A 16,976-nucleotide genomic window follows, 5' to 3' on the forward strand; every position below is an offset into this window, starting at 1 on the left:
TTTATTTCTATCTTTCATTACATGATTACGCGCATCATCGACCGCAACTTCGCCAACATGCGACTGGACCGTTTTTTACGCAAGGCATTCCCCGACGAATCCCTGTCGGTTTTCTTCGCAGTCATCCGAAAAAAAAAGGTGCGCGTGAACGGAGTCGTCGGCAAGGCGAACCAGATGCTTGCCGAAGGCGATACCGTCTGCATCTACGAGAATTTCAAGAGCGTGGATGAATCCGCAGCGCAAACCACCGAAACGGAACAGTCGCCGGTACCTGCCCCAAGTTCCGGTTTCGCGAAGAACAAGTCCACATGGGGCAAGGTCCTCTCCCCTGCAGAAAAGCAGGCGGGCTGGGGCGCGAAGGACCTAGATATCGTCATCCAGACAGAAGACTACGTCATCGTGAACAAGCCCTCGGGACTTGCGAGCCAGCCGGGTTCCGGTACGCGCCCGGGCGAAAGCCTCGTGGAATACCTGTGGGAATGGGGCCGCCGCGAAGGCCTCGACTTCAAGCCCACCATCGCGCACCGTCTGGACCAAGAGACATCGGGCATGCTGATTGCGGCCCTCCACGGCGACACGCTGCGCGACTTTACCCGTATGATTCGCGAACACGAGGTGGAAAAGTTCTACTTCGCGCTCGTGAAGGGCAACCTGAAAAAGGAAAAGGGCACGATTTCGGAATCGCTTACCCGCACCGATGCCGCAAAGGGCAGCAAGATGAAGGTCGGCGAAACCGGGAAGGACGCGAAGGAGGCCGTAACGCACTACCGCGTGAAGCAGCACTACGAAGGTTACGATCTCGTGAAAATCAAGCTCGAGACCGGGCGCATGCACCAGATTCGCGCGCACTTTGCAAGCATCGGACACCCGCTCCTGGGCGATACCCGCTACGGCGATTTCGCGCTCAACCGCGAAGTGAAAAAGACGCTCGGGCTCCACAGGCTATTCCTGCACAGTTGCAGGCTCGAATTCGTATGGCAGGGCGAACGCAAGGTATTCGATTGCCCGCTCCCGAAGGAACTGCAAAGCGTTATAGACAAACTAAAGCCCATGCGTTTTAGGCACGATATTGCCGACCCACGCGGGGCAAGGAAATAAGATAGCTCAGGAAACAAGATGCGCGCACTTATCCTCTCCGATATTCACGGTTCCGCCATCGCCGCAAGGCAGGCGCTTGCTTTTTTCGAGAAATTCAACTGCGACAAAATTTTTTTGCTGGGCGACACGCTCTATCACGGACCGCGCAACCCGCTCCCGGCGGGTCACGGCCCCATGGGAGTCGTCGATGCGCTTGCTCCCTACAAGGAGCGCATCGTCGCGGTCCGCGGGAACTGCGATGCAGATGTCGACCTGATGATGCTCGACATGCCCATCGAGGATGAATTTGCTGTCGTGAAAGATGACCGCGCAGGCGCTACGCCCGCAGAAACGACGCTGTTTCTGAGCCACGGGCACATCTTTATGCCGGAATGCTTCCCCGCAGATGCGCTCCACACGCTCGCCCCGAACGACCTGGAACTGAACGGCAGAAGCGTCGACACCTACATCTACGGGCACACGCACATCTGGAAATGCGAGAAGAACTTCAAGGGCGTATTGCTCGTGAATCCGGGTTCCACGAGCCTCCCCAAGGGCGGAAACCCGCCGACCTTCGCCCTCTACGAGAGCGCTACCGCCTCCTCCCCCGCCAAGTTCAGCATCCACAGGCTCGATGACGGCAGCGAACTCGCTACGGCAGAAATTTAGGTTCGAGATGGCCGCGCCCTTACGGGCTCGCCATGACATTTTCTTACACATTCCTATATTTAAGCCATGGTCTTAAACGTTATTTGGCTCATCTTCTTCTTTGGCGCGTTTGTCGCGTGCATGGTACAGTGGATCGCCTTCGGCGACACCGGAATTTTCAACAAGGCGATCCTCGGCGCGTTCGACATGTCGAAAACCGCGTTCGAAATCGCCCTCGGCCTAACAGGCATACTCTCCCTCTGGCTCGGCATCATGAAGATTGGCGAGAAGGCGGGAGCCGTCCAGATTCTCGCGAAAATCGTCTCCCCGCTGTTCAGCCGACTGTTCCCCGAAATCCCGAAGAACCACCCGGTCGTAGGCACGATGCTCATGAACATCAGCGCGAACATGCTCGGGCTCGATAACGCGGCCACCCCGATGGGCCTGCAGGCGATGAAGCAACTGCAGGACTTGAACCCGAACGAAGACAAGACCGTCGCAAGCAACTCGCAAATCATGTTCCTCGTGCTGAACGCAAGCGGTCTCACGCTCATCCCGGTCAGCATCATGACTTACCGCGCCCAGATGGGGGCGGCTAACCCGAGCGACGTGTTCCTCCCTATCCTCCTCTCTACGTTCTTCAGCACCATCGCGGGCATCATCGCCATCAGCTTTTTCCAGAAGGTCAAGCTCAAGGATCCAGTGACAGTCGCATGGCTCGGTGGACTTTCCGCCTGCGTCATCGCCATCATGTTCTATTTCAGCACCCTCACCGCCGAAGCCATCGGCACCACGAGCCTCTTCATTAGCGGCATTGTTCTTTTCGGAATCATCGTTGCATTCCTCGGCCTTGCAATCTACAGGAAGGTCCAGGCCTACGAGGCATTTGTCGAAGGGGCGAAAGACGGATTCCATACAGCAGTAATGATTATCCCGAACCTGGTCGCCATCCTCGTGGGTGTCGCCGTATTCCGTTCCAGCGGGGCGATGGACCTGGTCATGAACGGAATCTCGTGGGTTCTCGCCTGCTTCGGAATTGGCAACGACGTGGTTCCCGCCCTCCCCACCGCATTCATGAAGCCCCTGAGCGGAGGCGGTGCACGCGGCATGATGATTGATGCCATGAAGACCTTCGGTGCTGACAGCTTTGCAGGGCGCCTCAGCAGCATGTTCCAGGGCGCAACCGATACCACGTTCTACATCATCGCGGTGTATTTCGGTTCCGTGGGCATCAAGAAGACACGTCACGCGGTAACCTGCGCACTCATTTCCGATGCCGTGGGCATCATCTCGGCAATCGCAATCGCGTACCTGTTCTTCCCGCCTACTTAATCTCGAGAGGAGGCGGCACACTCACAGTATATTTTCTGAACCAGCGAGGAACAACACGCAAACGCCGATGATCGTCCGGCAAGAATGGCTCGGGCTTCTTAATCATCCGTATTAGCTTTTCCGCGATAGCCTCGCTCGCCGCGGCATGCGCTTTTCCGTTCCAGTGTGAATCAGTCCTCCAGAAAATCTCTTCTGGGACTCCGTTAAGATTCCTGCGGCGAATTTTGGAAAAATGGTCTTCCAGATTGACAAATTGAATGCCGTTTAGGAGGAATCTATCAAAAAAGCCGTCATATCGGATAATGAATCCATCGACCCATTGCGAATTCCTGTTCGGAGGCATCACAAACAGGAGGCGCGCGCCGAAAGTCCACGCAAGCGAATCGAGTTGCCGGAGGTTCTTCATAAGAGCCGCATTTTCCGGTGCTAAGTCCGAGCCAACACTAACCACGACGGAATCCGGAGAATAAAGGAGGTGGTCCGCAACCTTCGCCATAGCCGGCAGGGGTTGTATCGTACCGTCATACGCCTTTATCATGGGGCGACGCCAGACCTTCGCATCGGGATGCCTGTCCCTGTAGAGCGCATAACGCCAGGTATCGGTCAACTCACGGATTTCGGCCACCGGCGGGAACCTGCGCAACTTAAAGTCGACCGTTCCCGGAGCCTCAAGGAAGGCGCGACGCCGGATGCGCTTGACTTTCGAACCTAGACCCTTGCCCTCGTTCCAGGGCGCAACGTCACCGTAATCAAATACCGCATTCGCACCGAAGTTCGCATACACATTGCGTTCGACACATTCCACCACGATGACTTTCGGAGCGGGCTTCCCTTCCTTCGCGCGTGCAGCGGCGAGCGCAAAGAGCGATTTCGGGGAGCCCTGCAGGTCAATGTAATCCACCGCTGCAACCTTACCCACGCCCGCTTCAGTTAGTTTGTCCGAAACTGCCTCGGGCAGAGGCTTGTGGCCGAACTGCACGCGGCTGAAGCTATCCCCCAGCCACCACACGATTCCCGAATCAAGTGGTGCAGTATGCACGCTTTCGTCGGGATGATACGGCTTGTCGACAACTTCCTCGTACTGCTTGACGGAGGTGAGCCTGAAGAGGTCTCCCCTGCCGGTAAACCACTGCGGAAACACCCCGCTAAAGAAAATCACGAGCAATGCAATGGAAAGCAGGCCGAGCCCGCGAACGCACCAGAGAGCGATTTTAGTCTTTGTATCCACCGTCGCCCCCTAGAACTGGAAGTAAATGAATCCCTGTCCGCTAAAGCGGCCCAGAAGAATGATTGCCAACAGATAGACAAGGCTCCAGGTCCAACGCCACGCACCGGGTTCATCACCCACGACAGCACCACGCGTACCTCCACGGGTAATAAGCGCCCGTGCGCCCCAAATCGAAAGCCCCACGGCGCAACTGACCAGCACGGCACGGGGCACGGCAACACCGCCCCAAATTGCGCTGCGAAACGCATCCACCACATCGCCGAACGAACCAAAATTAAAGAGCGCCGCCATGTAGTTGACCCACGATGCGAAATCCGGCGCACGGAACAAAGTGAAGAACAGCACGACAAGCGCAAACGTCTTGATGCGACCGAGCCACGGGTGCTTTACCGGGAGTTTACGCCACGGCCGTTCCAGCACGTACGCCACCCCATGGCACACACCCCACGCCACGAACGTCCATGCAGCACCGTGCCAGAGTCCGCTCAAGAAGAACACGATAAGCACGTTCACTATCGCAAGCGGACGCCCCTTGCGCGAACCGCCGAGGCTAAAGTACACGTACTCGCGGAACCAGCTCGTAAGCGAGATATGCCAGCGCTTCCAGAAGTCGTAAATGCTTGTCGCAAGCAGGGGCGCGTTGAAATTTTCCATCAGCCGCACGCCAAAAATCCGCGCGATGCCGATAGCGATATCCGAGTAGCCCGAGAAGTCGAAGTATATCTGGAAGGTGAAACACACGCTCGCAATGGCAAGGTCGAGCGGCGACAGCTGCATGGCATACCCGGCAGCGACCTGGTTGAACACCGCATCCACGAATACGCCCAGGTGGTCTGCCAGCACAGCCTTCTTGAAGAACCCCTGCAATATGCGGAACATGCCCGCCTGCAGGTCTGCAACATCAAAGCGGTGCTCAAGTGCAAGTTGCGGCATCAGGTGCGGTGCGCGCTCGATAGGCCCCGCCACCAGCTGCGGGAAGAACGTCACGTACAACGCGTACTGCGCAATGTTCCTGCATGCAGGGACCTTCCCGCGGTAAACATCAATCACGTAGCTCAGGCTCTGGAACGTGTAGAACGATATGCCCATCGGGAGCAGCAGCTTGGGCAAGTCCAAGGGCTTCCCCATCCACGGGGCAACAAGCGTGTTCCACGTTTCCTCAAAGAATCCCAGGTACTTGAACGCAAACAGGAGCCCGAGGTCAAAGCAGAGCGAAACAACAAGCGCAATGCGGCGTTTAAGATTCGTGCCAGATGAACCATCTGCATTCCGGCCGAACCTCTCGATAAGGCGCGCCATCGTGTAATCCACGCCAATAGTCGCAAGGATAAGCGCGAGATACTCGGGGCGCCACACCGCATAAAAGTAAAGGCTCGCAACGAGAATCAGTACACGGCGGAACTTGCCGCCCCAGGCATTCTCCCTGCCCACGGGAACCGCGTAGTATAGCCCTACGACAGCGACCGCAAACAGAATGAAATACCAGGAATGGAAAAGCACGCTACTTCAAGACTCCGGTCGCCTGCGCAATAAGCACGCCGATATAGCCCACGTAGGCAACGAGAAACACGGTACCTTCAAGGCGGTTGATGCGGCCAATGCGCTTGCCATCCGCACCGACCCTGCTCTTGCGCACAGGAAGCCCGAACAGCAGCAGGAGAACAGTCAGCACGGCCATAACCGGCAGATCACGACTCAGGATAGAAGCGCTGAAGGAATGCATCGGCGCAATCATCGCTGCGATGCCAACCACCAGGAGCGTATTGAACAGGTTTGACCCGATAATGTTGCCAATGGCGAGGTCGTTCTCGCCTTTGCGGGCAGCCGCAATGGAACTCGCAAGCTCCGGGAGCGAGGTACCCACGGCAACGATGGTTAGGCCAATCAGCAAGTCGCTCACGCCGAGAGCACGCGCGATTTCTACCGCCCCCCACACGAGCGCGCGTGAACTCGCCACCAACAGCGCAAGCCCGAGCACAAGCCACAGGATAGACTTTCCGAGAGAAAGCTTTTCGCTCTCGCCCGATTCCGCCGCAGCCGGTTCTTCCGCAGCGGCACCCTTTTTCTGGCGAAGCTCGCTCACGATATTGAAGGTCAACACGCCCGCAAAAACGAGCAGCACGACAATGCCGTCGAGCCTGCTGATGGAGCCGTCCAACGCCTGGAATATGGCAACAGCCGTAACGGCAATCAACACGGGCAGGTCTCGCACGAGAGCCTTCCGCACCACGATAACCGGCGAAATAATCGCTGTCACGCCGAGAATGAGGGCAATGTTTGCGATGTTGCTCCCGTAAGCGTTACCAAGAGCAAGTTCAGGAGCATCCTGCATGGCAGAAATCGCCGAGACGACCATCTCCGGAGCGGAGGTGCCGAACCCGACAATAACCATACCGATAAGGAGCGTAGACATGCCGCAAAACTTGGCGACACCTACCGCACCATCAACAAACTTGTCCGCACTCCATACCAGGACACCCAATCCCAGGACTACAGCGAAAATCGGAAGAATCATAAACAAGAATTAAACCTGCTTAAAAAGCGTAAATGGAAAGGCCAAGCATCAGGGAGGTGCGAGTCAAATCGTTGATGCGCCAGCCGGGTACACCCTCGTAATTGTTCGAGAATCCGCAATCCGTCCGTAGATCGAAGGACAAGTACTTGTTCGCGCGGATGCTAAAGCCAAAGACAAGAGCAAAATCCATAGACGCACGGTAATCCAAATCAATCATGTCGGCTTTGCGATTTACCTGGTCCCCGTTCGACTTCTCGTAGGAATACTTGAACTCATCGCGCACCGGGATAGATACCTGCGCACCCATGTCGATAGTAAAGCGGGAATATGTCGGCTTCAAGACAAACAGGAGCGGAACATCGACCTTGTCCTGTTTAAACTTCACATGGGCTTCCTTGGAAAGGTCGCTCGTATAGGCATACGAGGCGCTCGTCTCGCTGCGACTGTAGAAAGCGCCGATCCTGAATCCCATGGTATATTCGTTCAGCGGAATCAGGACAAAGGCACCCGCCTTCCATTCGACACCGTCATAGGACTCGTTAAGGTCCCAATTATTGTCATACAGGTTACTCATCCCGATAAAGGCCTGGACACCGGCAGAGAACGTCATCGGGACAGGATCAGGACGACGGAATGCCGGAGCCTCGGGCGCGGGCTTCGCTTCTTCTGCATAGGGATAACCCGCAGGAGCATCTGCCGGGACGCCACGCACTGCCCTTGGTGCAGGGACTTCCCCATCCATCACAGGCTCGGCCTCGGTGGGCGCCGGTTCCGCAACCGCATCTGCAACAGGTTCGGCGGCTGGCTCAACAACCGGTTCTGCCGGCTGCGGAGCTGATTCGACAGATTCGGCCGTTCCAGGAGCGGCAACTTCGGCAGCGCCCGGTTCGGGTGCTGCCGGAGCCGGATTTTCAGCAACAGCCTCTTCCGCAGCAGGAGCCACTTCAGCAGGAACTGCCGCATCTGCAGCAAATACGGCTGCAGAAAGCGCAAAGATAGCGGTAACGCAAAATTTGAGGTTCATCTTGCACTCCATTTTTAAGTTCAACTAGTTCTAACATTCAACATTATAGCATTTTTTTCATTTCGCAGAACAGCACATTGCTATCTTTATGGACATGAAATTGAACATTGTCACCACCGAATCCGCCAAGGCCTCCGAAAGCAAGGCCTATGCGCTGTTTTTTGTCAAGCAGTCCATCCAGTTTTCCAGCGTGCTGACCGAAACCGGCAACGCCCAGGCCGAAACCGTCCTCAATGGCATGAAGGATGGTCCGTTCGAAGACCTGGAATACCTCGAAATCGACGCCAAGCCCACATTTTTCGTAGATGCCGCAAAAGAGCGCGGCCTTTCCGCCCTCGATCACCTGCGCATGGCCGCCTACCGCCTTGCCGGCCGCGCCATGAAAAAACAGATTGCCTGCGTCAGCCTTTTCCTTGCCGATGCCGCCGACGAACAGTTCAAGGCCATCCTCCACGGGCTCCACTACGCCGAATACAAGTTCGACGCCTACAAGAGCAAGCAGAAGCCCAACTTCCAGGTGATCTACGAGATTGTCGCGGGTGACCGCACAGGCGCCTTCAAGAAGATTGCCGAAGAAGTCGCCATCGAAAACAAGGCGATCGTGCTCGCGAAGAACCTCATCAACACCTGCGCCGCCGACCTCTACCCCGCCGAGTTTGTTCAAAACGCAAAGACCATCGCGAAATACACTCCGGGCCTTACCGTGAAGGTGCGCGACATGAAGCAGCTCGAAAAGGAAGGCTTCATGGGCCACGTGACTGTCGGAAAGGGCAGCTCGCACGAGCCGTACATGATTACGCTCGATTACAAGCCCGCCAAGCGCACGTCCAAGGACCACCTCGTGATTGTCGGCAAGGGCCTCACCTTCGATACCGGCGGACTCTGCCTCAAGCCGCCCAAATCCATGCCCGAAATGATCAGCGACATGAGTGGCGCCGCAACCGCGCTCGCCGCCATCCAGGCAATCGCCACCCTCAAGTTTCCGATTCACGTAAGCGCCGTCTGCTGCCTCGCCGAAAATGCAATCGGCAACAAGTCCGTCCTCCCGGGCGACATTTTCAAGGCCAAGAACGGCAAGACCGTCATGGTCGACAATACGGACGCCGAAGGCAGGCTCGTACTCAGCGACGGACTTGCCGAAGCGGGCGAAATCGGAGCGACGCACATCGTGGACCTCGCCACACTTACCGGAGCCATGGTCCGCGCACTTGGTTATGCCGTCGCCGGATTCTTCAGCAACGACGACGATCTCGCCCTCAAGGTCATCAACTGCGGCGAAGCCTGCTGCGAAAAATTCTGGAGCATGCCGCTCGAAGAAGAATACGCCGATGCGCTCAAGGACAAGTTCGCCGACCTCAAGAATACGGGAAGCGACGCGGGAGCCATCTCCGCAGCACTTTTCCTGCAAGAATTCGTCCCCGAGAATACCGCCTGGGCGCACTGGGACATCGCAGGCACCGCATTTTCGACCAAGAAGTGGAAGTACACCGAATACGGCGCCACCGGTTTCGGCGTGCAGACTCTAATCGAGCTTGCCCGCGAAATGTCGCAGACAAACTAAGCAATCGAACTATTTACTTGCGGACCAGATTAGACTTCATGTGCGACTTCATGTCGTACATGCGTTTGTCGGCTTCCTGGTAAACCATTTCCGCCGTAGCGTTCTCACCACATTCCCTACGGTAGGCCACTCCATAGGCGGCTTCCAGCGGAATAGGCAGTTCTTCCTTGCAATCCTTCTGCAACTGCAAAAGCTTTGCGAGCGACGATTCTACTTCCGCAATATGTTCGCTACGGACAATCGCAAGGAACTCGTCGCCACCCATGCGAATTGCAGTCCCTATGCCGGCGAGCGACTGCTTGAACACGTTCGCGAACGCCTTGATCAAGGTATCGCCCGCCATGTGGCCGTACTTGTCGTTCACGAGCTTGAGGCCGTTCATGTCAATGCTCACGATTGCATAGTCGGCAGGAGACTTGTCCAGGAATCCAAAAATCTGCTGGCACTTGGCACGGTTGAAAAGTCCCGTCAAGGAATCCACATACGCCATCGTCGAAAGCACATCCTTTTCGGCCTTGGACTCTAGCAACTGGAAGAGATAAATGATGTAACTCAGCACAAGGCAAAGGACAAACAGCAGGGTCCCAAAGGGAATCCACGTCATATCAAGAATCGGGTTATCTATCAAGAAATACTTGCAGAAATGGTAGCGCATCAAGTCGAGGAGCGCGACACAACCGAACACCACGACGCCCATGGTAAGGAACTTACCCGACAAATCGATTTTGCGGTTGTAGAGCACACCAAAGAACAGGAGATACGAGAAGGCGATCGCAACAAACACATGGAAGAACGGTAGCGAGAAGGGATACCATACAACATTAAGCGCATGGAGGAACGTCGTTACCAGGAGGAACGCAACTTCAACGGCCACAAATGCAAAAGTTCCCCACCATTTCCAACTGGCGATTTTACCTTTCCGCATGTCAAGCAGCAACAAGAAAAACGGAATCGGCGCAAAATAGAGGCTGAAGTATTCCAGAGTCGTATTGAAAGCAAAGTTGTACGAGACAATCTGGAGCAGTTTCTGATAACACAATGTCCATATTCCAAGCGAACACGAAAGGAATCCAATCATGGTGACACGGAACCCCCGGATTCCATGGAAGCTGATTCCGATCCCTATCAGCACGGACAAAAAGCCAAACAGCAGAAGGAATACGCCAACCGCAAGTGCAACTACATGGCGCGACGAATAATCGCTATTGGCATATTGGGCCGGGAGCAAATCAAATTCGGAAAATGCGGAAAGATTTCCTTCGATAGCATGGACAAAACGGATTTCCAGGGGATGTTTCGAAGCCTGTTGGTTCAAGACAACATAATGGAATCCGCTTCCCACCATGCGTCCCTTCATCTGTTTTTCCTTGCCGTATGAATAGACGACACGTCCGTCCTCGACAACCTCGACCATCATATGGTAAGTCTTGAACCGAAGAACCGTTTTCGGTTTCAATTCCGAAGGGAGCGCGAACTTTAAAGTGACTGTATCACCCTTCGCCATATTTTCAGGAAGCACATAGTTCGAAATTGAAGGGACTTCGAACGTTTCCCCTTTGTACAAAATGCTCCCAGCACACTTGAGATGCGTGATAGAAGGCGAAATACCGTTATCGCGGACAATCAAGAGCACAGCAATAAAGAACAGCAACAGGGCTAGCGTCAGGAGCCTCGCCAAAATCTTCTTGATTACTCTGGAGACGTCCATTCCCTTCTGCATCTTATCGTTCCCAGACCTCGAACAAAGTTTCAAAATCATTCTTTTCGTCGGCAGCAAAAGCCTCTTCGCTCACCTTGTGCCATCCATCACCCCAATCCGGGAAGTACACGTCGCCTTCGACATCGGAAAGCACACGCGTCAGGTACAACTTTTTCACAAGCGGCATCGCCTCGCGGTATACGGCGGCGCCGCCGATGATGAAACATTCCGTTTCTCCGGCGGCAGAGGCCTTTTCCAAGGCCTCCCCGAGGCTCCGGCACACCGTGCACCCCGGAGCCTCGAACGCCGTATTCCGCGAAAGCACGTAGTTCGTGCGGTTCGGAAGCGGACGTCCGATGTCGTCGTAGTTCTTGCGACCGAGGATAATCGAATGACCAGTTGTAATCGCCTTGAAACGCTTGAGGTCGGCAGACAGGTGCCACGGGAGGTGTCCATCGCGACCGATGACATTATTCCTAGAAACAGCAACGATAGCAGAAACGAGCATACCGAATCACCCAGCCTATACCGCGATGGGAGCCTTGATGGTCGGCCACGGGTCATAATCGACGAGTTCAAAGTCCTCGAACTTGAATTCGAAGAGATCCTTCACGTCGGGATTCACCTTCATGGTCGGAAGCTTGCGCGGCTCGCGCGACAACTGCTCGCGGGCCTGGTCAAAGTGGTTGCTGTACAGGTGAAGGTCACCGAAGGTATGGACGAACTCACCCGGCTCATAATCGCACACCTGCGCAAGCATCAACGTCAAAAGCGAGTACGAAGCAATGTTGAACGGCACCCCGAGGAACATGTCGGCGCTGCGCTGGTAAAGCTGGCAACTGAGCTTGCGCTTGCCAGATGCACCCACTCCGCCCACGTAGAACTGGAACAGGCAATGACACGGCGGAAGCGCCATCTTGTCGACTTCGGCCACGTTCCAGGCGCACACCAGGTGGCGGCGTGAATCGGGATTGTTCTTGAGGCTGTTGATCAAGTTCTGAATCTGGTCGATGTGGCCGCCATCGGGGGTCGGCCAGCTGCGCCACTGGTGGCCGTAAACCGGACCCAGGTCACCGTTCTCGTCGGCCCACTCGTCCCAGATGGTCACCTTGTTGTCGTGCAGGTACTTGATGTTCGTGTCGCCCTTCAAGAACCACAGCAGCTCATGAATAATCGAGCGCAAATGCAACTTTTTTGTCGTGAGGCACGGGAATCCCTTCGAAAGGTCGAAGCGGGTCTGGCGACCAAAAACGCTACGGGTGCCGGTGCCGGTACGGTCGGAACGGTCCACGCCGTTATCGATAATATCTTGAAGTAGGTCTAGGTACTGTCGCATATAACCAAATTATAAAAAAAGTGGAATCAGAAAACTCACGTTTCCGGCTCCGCCGGGAATATTTCCACACGTTTATATTGGCAAACCGCCTTGTCCTCGGCGACAGCCTTTTCACGCATCAGCATGTTCAGCGCCTGCAATATCAAATCCTGAGTGTGTTTCGGCACGGGTTTCTTACCCAAACGCGCCTTCTGCACCATCTTGTGGTTCAGGTTGGCCGGAAGCTTTTCCACCAGGTCGTGGTTCGACGCCCCGAGGGACTGCAGAATTTCGTCAAGTCTTGTCATGCCTCAAATATAAAAATCCCCGACCCGCAGGGGCCAGGGATTTAAATCTATTTGCCGTTCAATCTTACTGAGCGAATTCGGATTCGCACTTGGTGCCGTCGTTTTCCGGCGTAGCGAAGTGCATTTCGATACGGCGGTTCATCTCACGGCCCTCGGCTGTTTCGTTGTCATCCACCGGGCAACTTGCACCGAGACCCACAGCCTTGATGCGGTTCTTCTTCACGCCGAACTTGATGAGGGTCTTCATGACTTCCTTAGCACGCTTTTCAGAGAGCTTCTGGTTCGTCTTGTCCTTACCCTTGTTATCGGTGTGGCCCTGGATAACAATCTTCAGTTCCTTGTAGCTATCGTCTTCGTTCAGCTTCTTCGCAACAGCCTTGAGGATGTTCCTGGCGTTGGATTCGAGCGTTGCCTTGCCGGGCTTGAAGGTCACGCCGGTGAGTTTCTCGACAGCCTTCTTCGGGCAGCCGTGGCCGTCATCACCCGCAACATCCGGGCAACGGTCGAGACCAGTACAGACGCCTTCGAACTGCTTAAGGAGCTTCTTGGTAGACACCCATTCAGAGCAGACGCCATCCTTATCGGCATCCGGATCGTCTTCCATGGCACAACCCTTGTTCCATTCCGGACCAGCTTCATCCGGGCACTTGTCGATACCCTTACAGACATCCTTGAACTGATCCTGCATCTTCTTCTTGGAAACCCAAGCATCGCAGAGACCGTCGCCGTCGGAGTCCGGATTGTCGGCAGGGCAGCCCTTGCTCCATTCCGGTCCCGGTTCCTCTTCGCACTTGTCAATGCCCTTACAGATATCCTTGAACTGATCCTGCAATTTCTTCTTGGTCACCCAGGCGTCACAGATGCCATCTCCGTCGGTATCCGGATTGTCATCAGACGGACAACCCTTAGCCCATTCCGGACCAGCTTCATCCGGGCAGCGGTCAATACCCTTACAGACATCCTTGAACTGATCCTGCATCTTCTGCTTGGAGACCCAGGAATCGCAGAGGCCGTCACCGTCGGAGTCCGGATTTTCAGCCGGGCAACCCTTGTTCCATTCCGGTCCGTTTTCGGTCGGGCAGTTGTCAATGCCGTGACAGATGTCCTTGAACTGCGTCTGCATGTTCTTCTCGGCAACCCAGCCGGCACAGAGGCTGTCGCCGTCAATATCCGGGTTGTCCATCGGGCAGCCGTTGGCCCATGCTTCACCAGGTTCGGTCGGGCACTTGTCTATACCGGAGCAGATGCCGTCGTACTGGTCGAGCATGTTCTTCTGCGTCACCCATTCGTCACAGATGCCGTCCTTGTCGGTATCGGGTTCGCCAAGCGGGCAACCTTCGTTGTTGGCCGGACCGAATTCAGTCGGGCACTTGTCGATACCCTTACAGGTCTTCTCGATAAACCATTCGTTCTTAATCTTGTCGTCTTCGGCAGCCTTCTCGAAGTAGAAGCCCATCTTCTTCTGGGTCACCCACTCGTCGCAGAGGCCGTCACCGTCGCTATCCGGATCATCCCACGGGCAACCCTTGTTCGCCTTAGGACCGGCTTCACCCGGACACATATCGTATCCCTTGCAGACGCCCGCGAATTCAGCGAGTTTGCTCTTGTCGGTCACCCACGGAGAGCACATGCCATCGGAATCCGGGTCCGGATTATCTTCGGGGCAGCCCTTGTTGGCGACAGTACCCTTTTCGGCCGGGCAGCTATCGATGCCTTCGCACACATCCTTGAACTTCTTCAGCATCTTCTTCTTGGAGACCCAAGCATCGCAAACGCCGTCCTTATCCGGATCCGGTTCATCGAGCGGGCAACCATCTTCGCCTTCACCCTGTTCGTTCGGGCAGGCGTCGATACCTTCACACACATCCTGGAATTCAGCTTCAAAGCCCTTCTCGGCCACCCAGGAATCGCAAACGCCATCCTCGTCGGCATCCGGATTGCCCAACGGGCAACCCTGGTTCAGACGGTGACCAAAGTCATCCGGGCACTTGTCTTCGTTGTCCTTCACGCCATCGCCGTCGCGGTCCTGCGGAACGAGGAATCCGCTCCAGGTAATGCCGCCGTAGACTTTATACTTCGGATTGATCGTCGTCTTGTATTCGAGGATACGGACATCGTTTTCCATCGCGCGGACAGTAGTGTACTTCGTGGAGTCGTCCGCATAGCCCTTGCCCAGAGAATAAGATCCGCCCAGATGGATATCGAGGCCAATCGGCAAGTGGAACACGATTGCGCCCGTAATGTCCTTGACATCGAGCTTGACGCCATCCTTGAATTCGTCCTGCATGAACGGCAAAATCATGTAGTATTCGCCAAAGATCGAGAGGAAGGACGCAAAGTAAATTTCCAAGGCGCCCGTCGCATACGGATACGAGAGGTAGTCTTCGTTCATGGAATAGACATAGCCACCGTTTCCGTGGATGAGAAGCGGAATCGCATCGATCTTGTCAAAGTCGAGCGTCAATGCCAAGCCGCCCTTGATAACGGTTGCGCGGGTTCCGTAAGCTTCGGCAGTTCCTCCCGTCTTGTGGATGAATTCAGCCTCACGAATCCAGAGACCATCCTTGGCCGGGTTCGACGTGCCGAAATCACCCTCGCCGAAAATGGCGATGTCGATGGGCTGTTCGTCCGGAAGAGGAATCCTCAACTTGACGTTTCCCTTGATATTGCCAATATAGCCGATATCGGTACTGGGAATCTGTCCCGCCTGGCAGCCATAGCTCATTCCAGAAGTGGAATCAACCCCGTAGAAGCCAGGAGCGCATCCCGTATTATTCACAGTGAACTTATCGTAATAAACGGGGATACCCACGCCCAAGTCAACGATATTCCAAAGACCGATGCCGAAGCCGATTTGGGCTCCCAAGGCAATGTAATCTTCGACCATACCCTGACGCATAAGCGTGTTATACGAAAGAGTGGGTTCTTGGCCAATGTAATATTCCGAGACGCCCGTCGGAGCAATATTCTCCACGTCCGTAGTCGCATCCATCAAGGCATAGAAAGACAGCTTGGCATGCCCGAGAGATTGAGCAGATTGAGTTTTATTTACACCGACAAAACCGGTCTTGTTAATCGTTTGTGGATGGTCAGCAAAGGCCTGTACTGCCAAGGCCAAAGCCAACCCAGTAACTACTCTCTTCATAGAGTCTCCTTAAAAAGGGTGATCCCTAAACTAAACTGCACATAATATAACTTTTAATAAAGCATTTTTTTCACGAGTTCCCTCAAAAAGCGATAAAAAACACACTTTTACGGCTTTTTTTGTCATTGTTTATATCTTTTTACAAAAATGGCCGTACAATCAACGCAAACACCCCTCAAACAGCTCCGGCATCTCGCGACACAAGCTGGTAAAACCGCCCTTTGCAATAATGATGTGGTCTATCACGGGAATCTGGACAATCTTCCCCGCCGCACAAAGAACCCTCGTAATAGCGAAATCCTCCTCACTGGGCGCTATCGAACCTGACGGATGGTTATGCGCAAAGATGACCGCCACCGCACGGTCCTCAATCGCCTTTACAAAGGCCTCCCGCGGGTGCACCGGAGTCTGATTCACAAGCCCAGTCGTCAACTCGTGAACATTGATGACATTGTTTGCAGAATTAAGCGTCACCGCAACCAGGTGCTCCTGCTCTTCGTATTTCATGTAGGCTAGCCTCGAAAGCAAATCCTCGGGGCTCATTACCGATACGGCTTTCGCGCTCAAAATATAACGTCCGGAAAGCTCGAGACAGGCAAGGATTTGCGTTGCCTTAGCCCTCCCAAGCCCCCGGATGCGACACAGGGATTCAATCGTCGGGACCTGGGTCGCCGCAGACAGGTAATCCGAAATATGGCGCGAGAGTTCGAATACATCGCACTTTTGAGTCCCGCTCCCCAATATGAGGGCCAGGAGTTCCTCGTTCGAAAGCGCAGCAGCACCACGCGCCGCGAGCTTTTCGCGCGGTAGAAGATTCATATCCATTTGTACCTCCAAGTACTATCTACCTATAAAAACGGCCGAAACCAGAAATTGTTCCTTTTTTGCCATTTTTTTATTCAAGAGCACCTAAAGAGGGGGGGCCGCTACGCCTCACGGGTTATTTTTCTCAAAAATCATCGAATTTTTCTATAATTATTTCCACTCAATTATAAAGTTTCATTCAAAAACAACCAATTTTCAAAGTCACAAAATTCCAAAACTGACAAATTTCAAACTTTTTCATTCAATTTAGATGAAAGCAAAATCACAAAAAATTAAAATTTCACCATAAAAACAAAAAA

At 54.5% G+C, this 16,976-nt stretch carries 14 protein-coding genes; 4 read left to right on the forward strand and 10 right to left on the reverse strand.

Annotated features, from left to right (window positions below; translation table 11 throughout):
• Positions 1 to 21 precede the first annotated feature (21 nt).
• The 3 genes from B4B27_RS12075 (at position 22) to B4B27_RS12085 (ending at position 3,057) form a co-directional block, all read left to right on the forward strand.
• On the forward strand, positions 22 to 1,098 hold the full coding sequence (locus B4B27_RS12075) for an RluA family pseudouridine synthase (RefSeq protein ID WP_290726881.1): 1,077 nt from the start codon (positions 22 to 24) through the stop codon (positions 1,096 to 1,098).
• Positions 1,099 to 1,116: 18 nt separating this feature from the next.
• Complete coding sequence (gene yfcE, locus B4B27_RS12080) at positions 1,117 to 1,746, forward strand: phosphodiesterase (protein ID WP_290726883.1); 630 nt, start codon at positions 1,117 to 1,119, stop codon at positions 1,744 to 1,746.
• A gap of 66 nt (positions 1,747 to 1,812) precedes the next feature.
• Complete coding sequence (locus B4B27_RS12085) at positions 1,813 to 3,057, forward strand: nucleoside recognition domain-containing protein (protein WP_290726885.1); 1,245 nt, start codon at positions 1,813 to 1,815, stop codon at positions 3,055 to 3,057.
• On the opposite strand, the gene B4B27_RS12090 is transcribed toward B4B27_RS12085, so the two are convergent.
• Genes B4B27_RS12090 through B4B27_RS12105 form a run of 4 tightly spaced genes read right to left on the reverse strand, consistent with a single transcriptional unit; the run spans position 3,050 to position 7,824 of the window.
• On the reverse strand, positions 3,050 to 4,285 hold the full coding sequence (locus B4B27_RS12090; RefSeq protein WP_290726887.1) for a hypothetical protein: 1,236 nt from the start codon (positions 4,283 to 4,285) through the stop codon (positions 3,050 to 3,052). The two genes, B4B27_RS12085 and B4B27_RS12090, sit on opposite strands and share 8 nt — an antisense overlap.
• 9 nt (positions 4,286 to 4,294) lie before the next feature.
• On the reverse strand, positions 4,295 to 5,785 hold the full coding sequence (locus B4B27_RS12095) for an MBOAT family O-acyltransferase (RefSeq protein WP_290726889.1): 1,491 nt from the start codon (positions 5,783 to 5,785) through the stop codon (positions 4,295 to 4,297).
• A 1-nt stretch (position 5,786) separates the two neighbouring features.
• The gene (locus B4B27_RS12100) at positions 5,787 to 6,800 is read right to left on the reverse strand and encodes a calcium/sodium antiporter (RefSeq protein ID WP_290726891.1); all 1,014 of its coding nucleotides are present in this window, start codon (positions 6,798 to 6,800) and stop codon (positions 5,787 to 5,789) included.
• Between the two features lie 19 nt (positions 6,801 to 6,819).
• Positions 6,820 to 7,824 (reverse strand): porin family protein, encoded by a 1,005-nt coding sequence (locus B4B27_RS12105; protein WP_290726893.1) that lies wholly within the window; start codon positions 7,822 to 7,824, stop codon positions 6,820 to 6,822.
• A 94-nt stretch (positions 7,825 to 7,918) separates the two neighbouring features.
• Between B4B27_RS12105 and B4B27_RS12110 the strand changes: the two genes are divergently transcribed.
• Entirely contained in the window at positions 7,919 to 9,385 is a 1,467-nt protein-coding gene (locus B4B27_RS12110; RefSeq protein WP_290726895.1) for a leucyl aminopeptidase family protein, read from the forward strand.
• A gap of 13 nt (positions 9,386 to 9,398) precedes the next feature.
• Here the strand turns inward: B4B27_RS12110 and B4B27_RS12115 are convergent, their stop codons facing one another.
• The 6 genes from B4B27_RS12115 to radC all read right to left on the reverse strand — a co-directional run bounded on the left by B4B27_RS12115 (position 9,399) and on the right by radC (position 16,677).
• Entirely contained in the window at positions 9,399 to 11,105 is a 1,707-nt protein-coding gene (locus B4B27_RS12115; protein ID WP_290726897.1) for a histidine kinase N-terminal 7TM domain-containing diguanylate cyclase, read from the reverse strand.
• A gap of 1 nt (position 11,106) precedes the next feature.
• Complete coding sequence (locus tag B4B27_RS12120; protein ID WP_173381980.1) at positions 11,107 to 11,592, reverse strand: dihydrofolate reductase; 486 nt, start codon at positions 11,590 to 11,592, stop codon at positions 11,107 to 11,109.
• 15 nt (positions 11,593 to 11,607) lie between these two features.
• Entirely contained in the window at positions 11,608 to 12,420 is an 813-nt protein-coding gene (locus B4B27_RS12125) for a thymidylate synthase (RefSeq protein ID WP_173381981.1), read from the reverse strand.
• A gap of 35 nt (positions 12,421 to 12,455) precedes the next feature.
• Complete coding sequence (locus B4B27_RS12130; RefSeq protein ID WP_173381982.1) at positions 12,456 to 12,707, reverse strand: hypothetical protein; 252 nt, start codon at positions 12,705 to 12,707, stop codon at positions 12,456 to 12,458.
• A 64-nt stretch (positions 12,708 to 12,771) separates the two neighbouring features.
• Positions 12,772 to 15,852 (reverse strand): OmpA family protein, encoded by a 3,081-nt coding sequence (locus B4B27_RS12135; RefSeq protein ID WP_290726901.1) that lies wholly within the window; start codon positions 15,850 to 15,852, stop codon positions 12,772 to 12,774.
• 159 nt (positions 15,853 to 16,011) lie between these two features.
• Positions 16,012 to 16,677 (reverse strand): RadC family protein, encoded by a 666-nt coding sequence (gene radC / locus B4B27_RS12140; RefSeq protein WP_173365413.1) that lies wholly within the window; start codon positions 16,675 to 16,677, stop codon positions 16,012 to 16,014.
• Between the last annotated feature and the right edge of the window lie 299 nt (positions 16,678 to 16,976).

It is taken from the genome of Fibrobacter sp. UBA2449 (genome assembly GCF_002342555.1).
In the GTDB taxonomy this organism is placed as follows: Bacteria; Fibrobacterota; Fibrobacteria; order Fibrobacterales; family Fibrobacteraceae; genus Fibrobacter.

Coding starts and splice junctions, on each gene's coding strand:
- yfcE (WP_290726883.1), top strand. CDS start 1,117: ATGCGCGCACTTATCCTCTCCGATATTCACGGTTCCGCCATCGCCGCA.
- B4B27_RS12125 (WP_173381981.1), bottom strand. CDS start 12,420: ATGCGACAGTACCTAGACCTACTTCAAGATATTATCGATAACGGCGTG.
- B4B27_RS12135 (WP_290726901.1), bottom strand. CDS start 15,852: ATGAAGAGAGTAGTTACTGGGTTGGCTTTGGCCTTGGCAGTACAGGCC.
- B4B27_RS12115 (WP_290726897.1), bottom strand. CDS start 11,105: ATGCAGAAGGGAATGGACGTCTCCAGAGTAATCAAGAAGATTTTGGCG.
- B4B27_RS12105 (WP_290726893.1), bottom strand. CDS start 7,824: ATGAACCTCAAATTTTGCGTTACCGCTATCTTTGCGCTTTCTGCAGCC.
- B4B27_RS12110 (WP_290726895.1), top strand. CDS start 7,919: ATGAAATTGAACATTGTCACCACCGAATCCGCCAAGGCCTCCGAAAGC.
- B4B27_RS12085 (WP_290726885.1), top strand. CDS start 1,813: ATGGTCTTAAACGTTATTTGGCTCATCTTCTTCTTTGGCGCGTTTGTC.
- B4B27_RS12100 (WP_290726891.1), bottom strand. CDS start 6,800: ATGATTCTTCCGATTTTCGCTGTAGTCCTGGGATTGGGTGTCCTGGTA.
- B4B27_RS12130 (WP_173381982.1), bottom strand. CDS start 12,707: ATGACAAGACTTGACGAAATTCTGCAGTCCCTCGGGGCGTCGAACCAC.
- radC (WP_173365413.1), bottom strand. CDS start 16,677: ATGGATATGAATCTTCTACCGCGCGAAAAGCTCGCGGCGCGTGGTGCT.
- B4B27_RS12120 (WP_173381980.1), bottom strand. CDS start 11,592: ATGCTCGTTTCTGCTATCGTTGCTGTTTCTAGGAATAATGTCATCGGT.
- B4B27_RS12075 (WP_290726881.1), top strand. CDS start 22: ATGATTACGCGCATCATCGACCGCAACTTCGCCAACATGCGACTGGAC.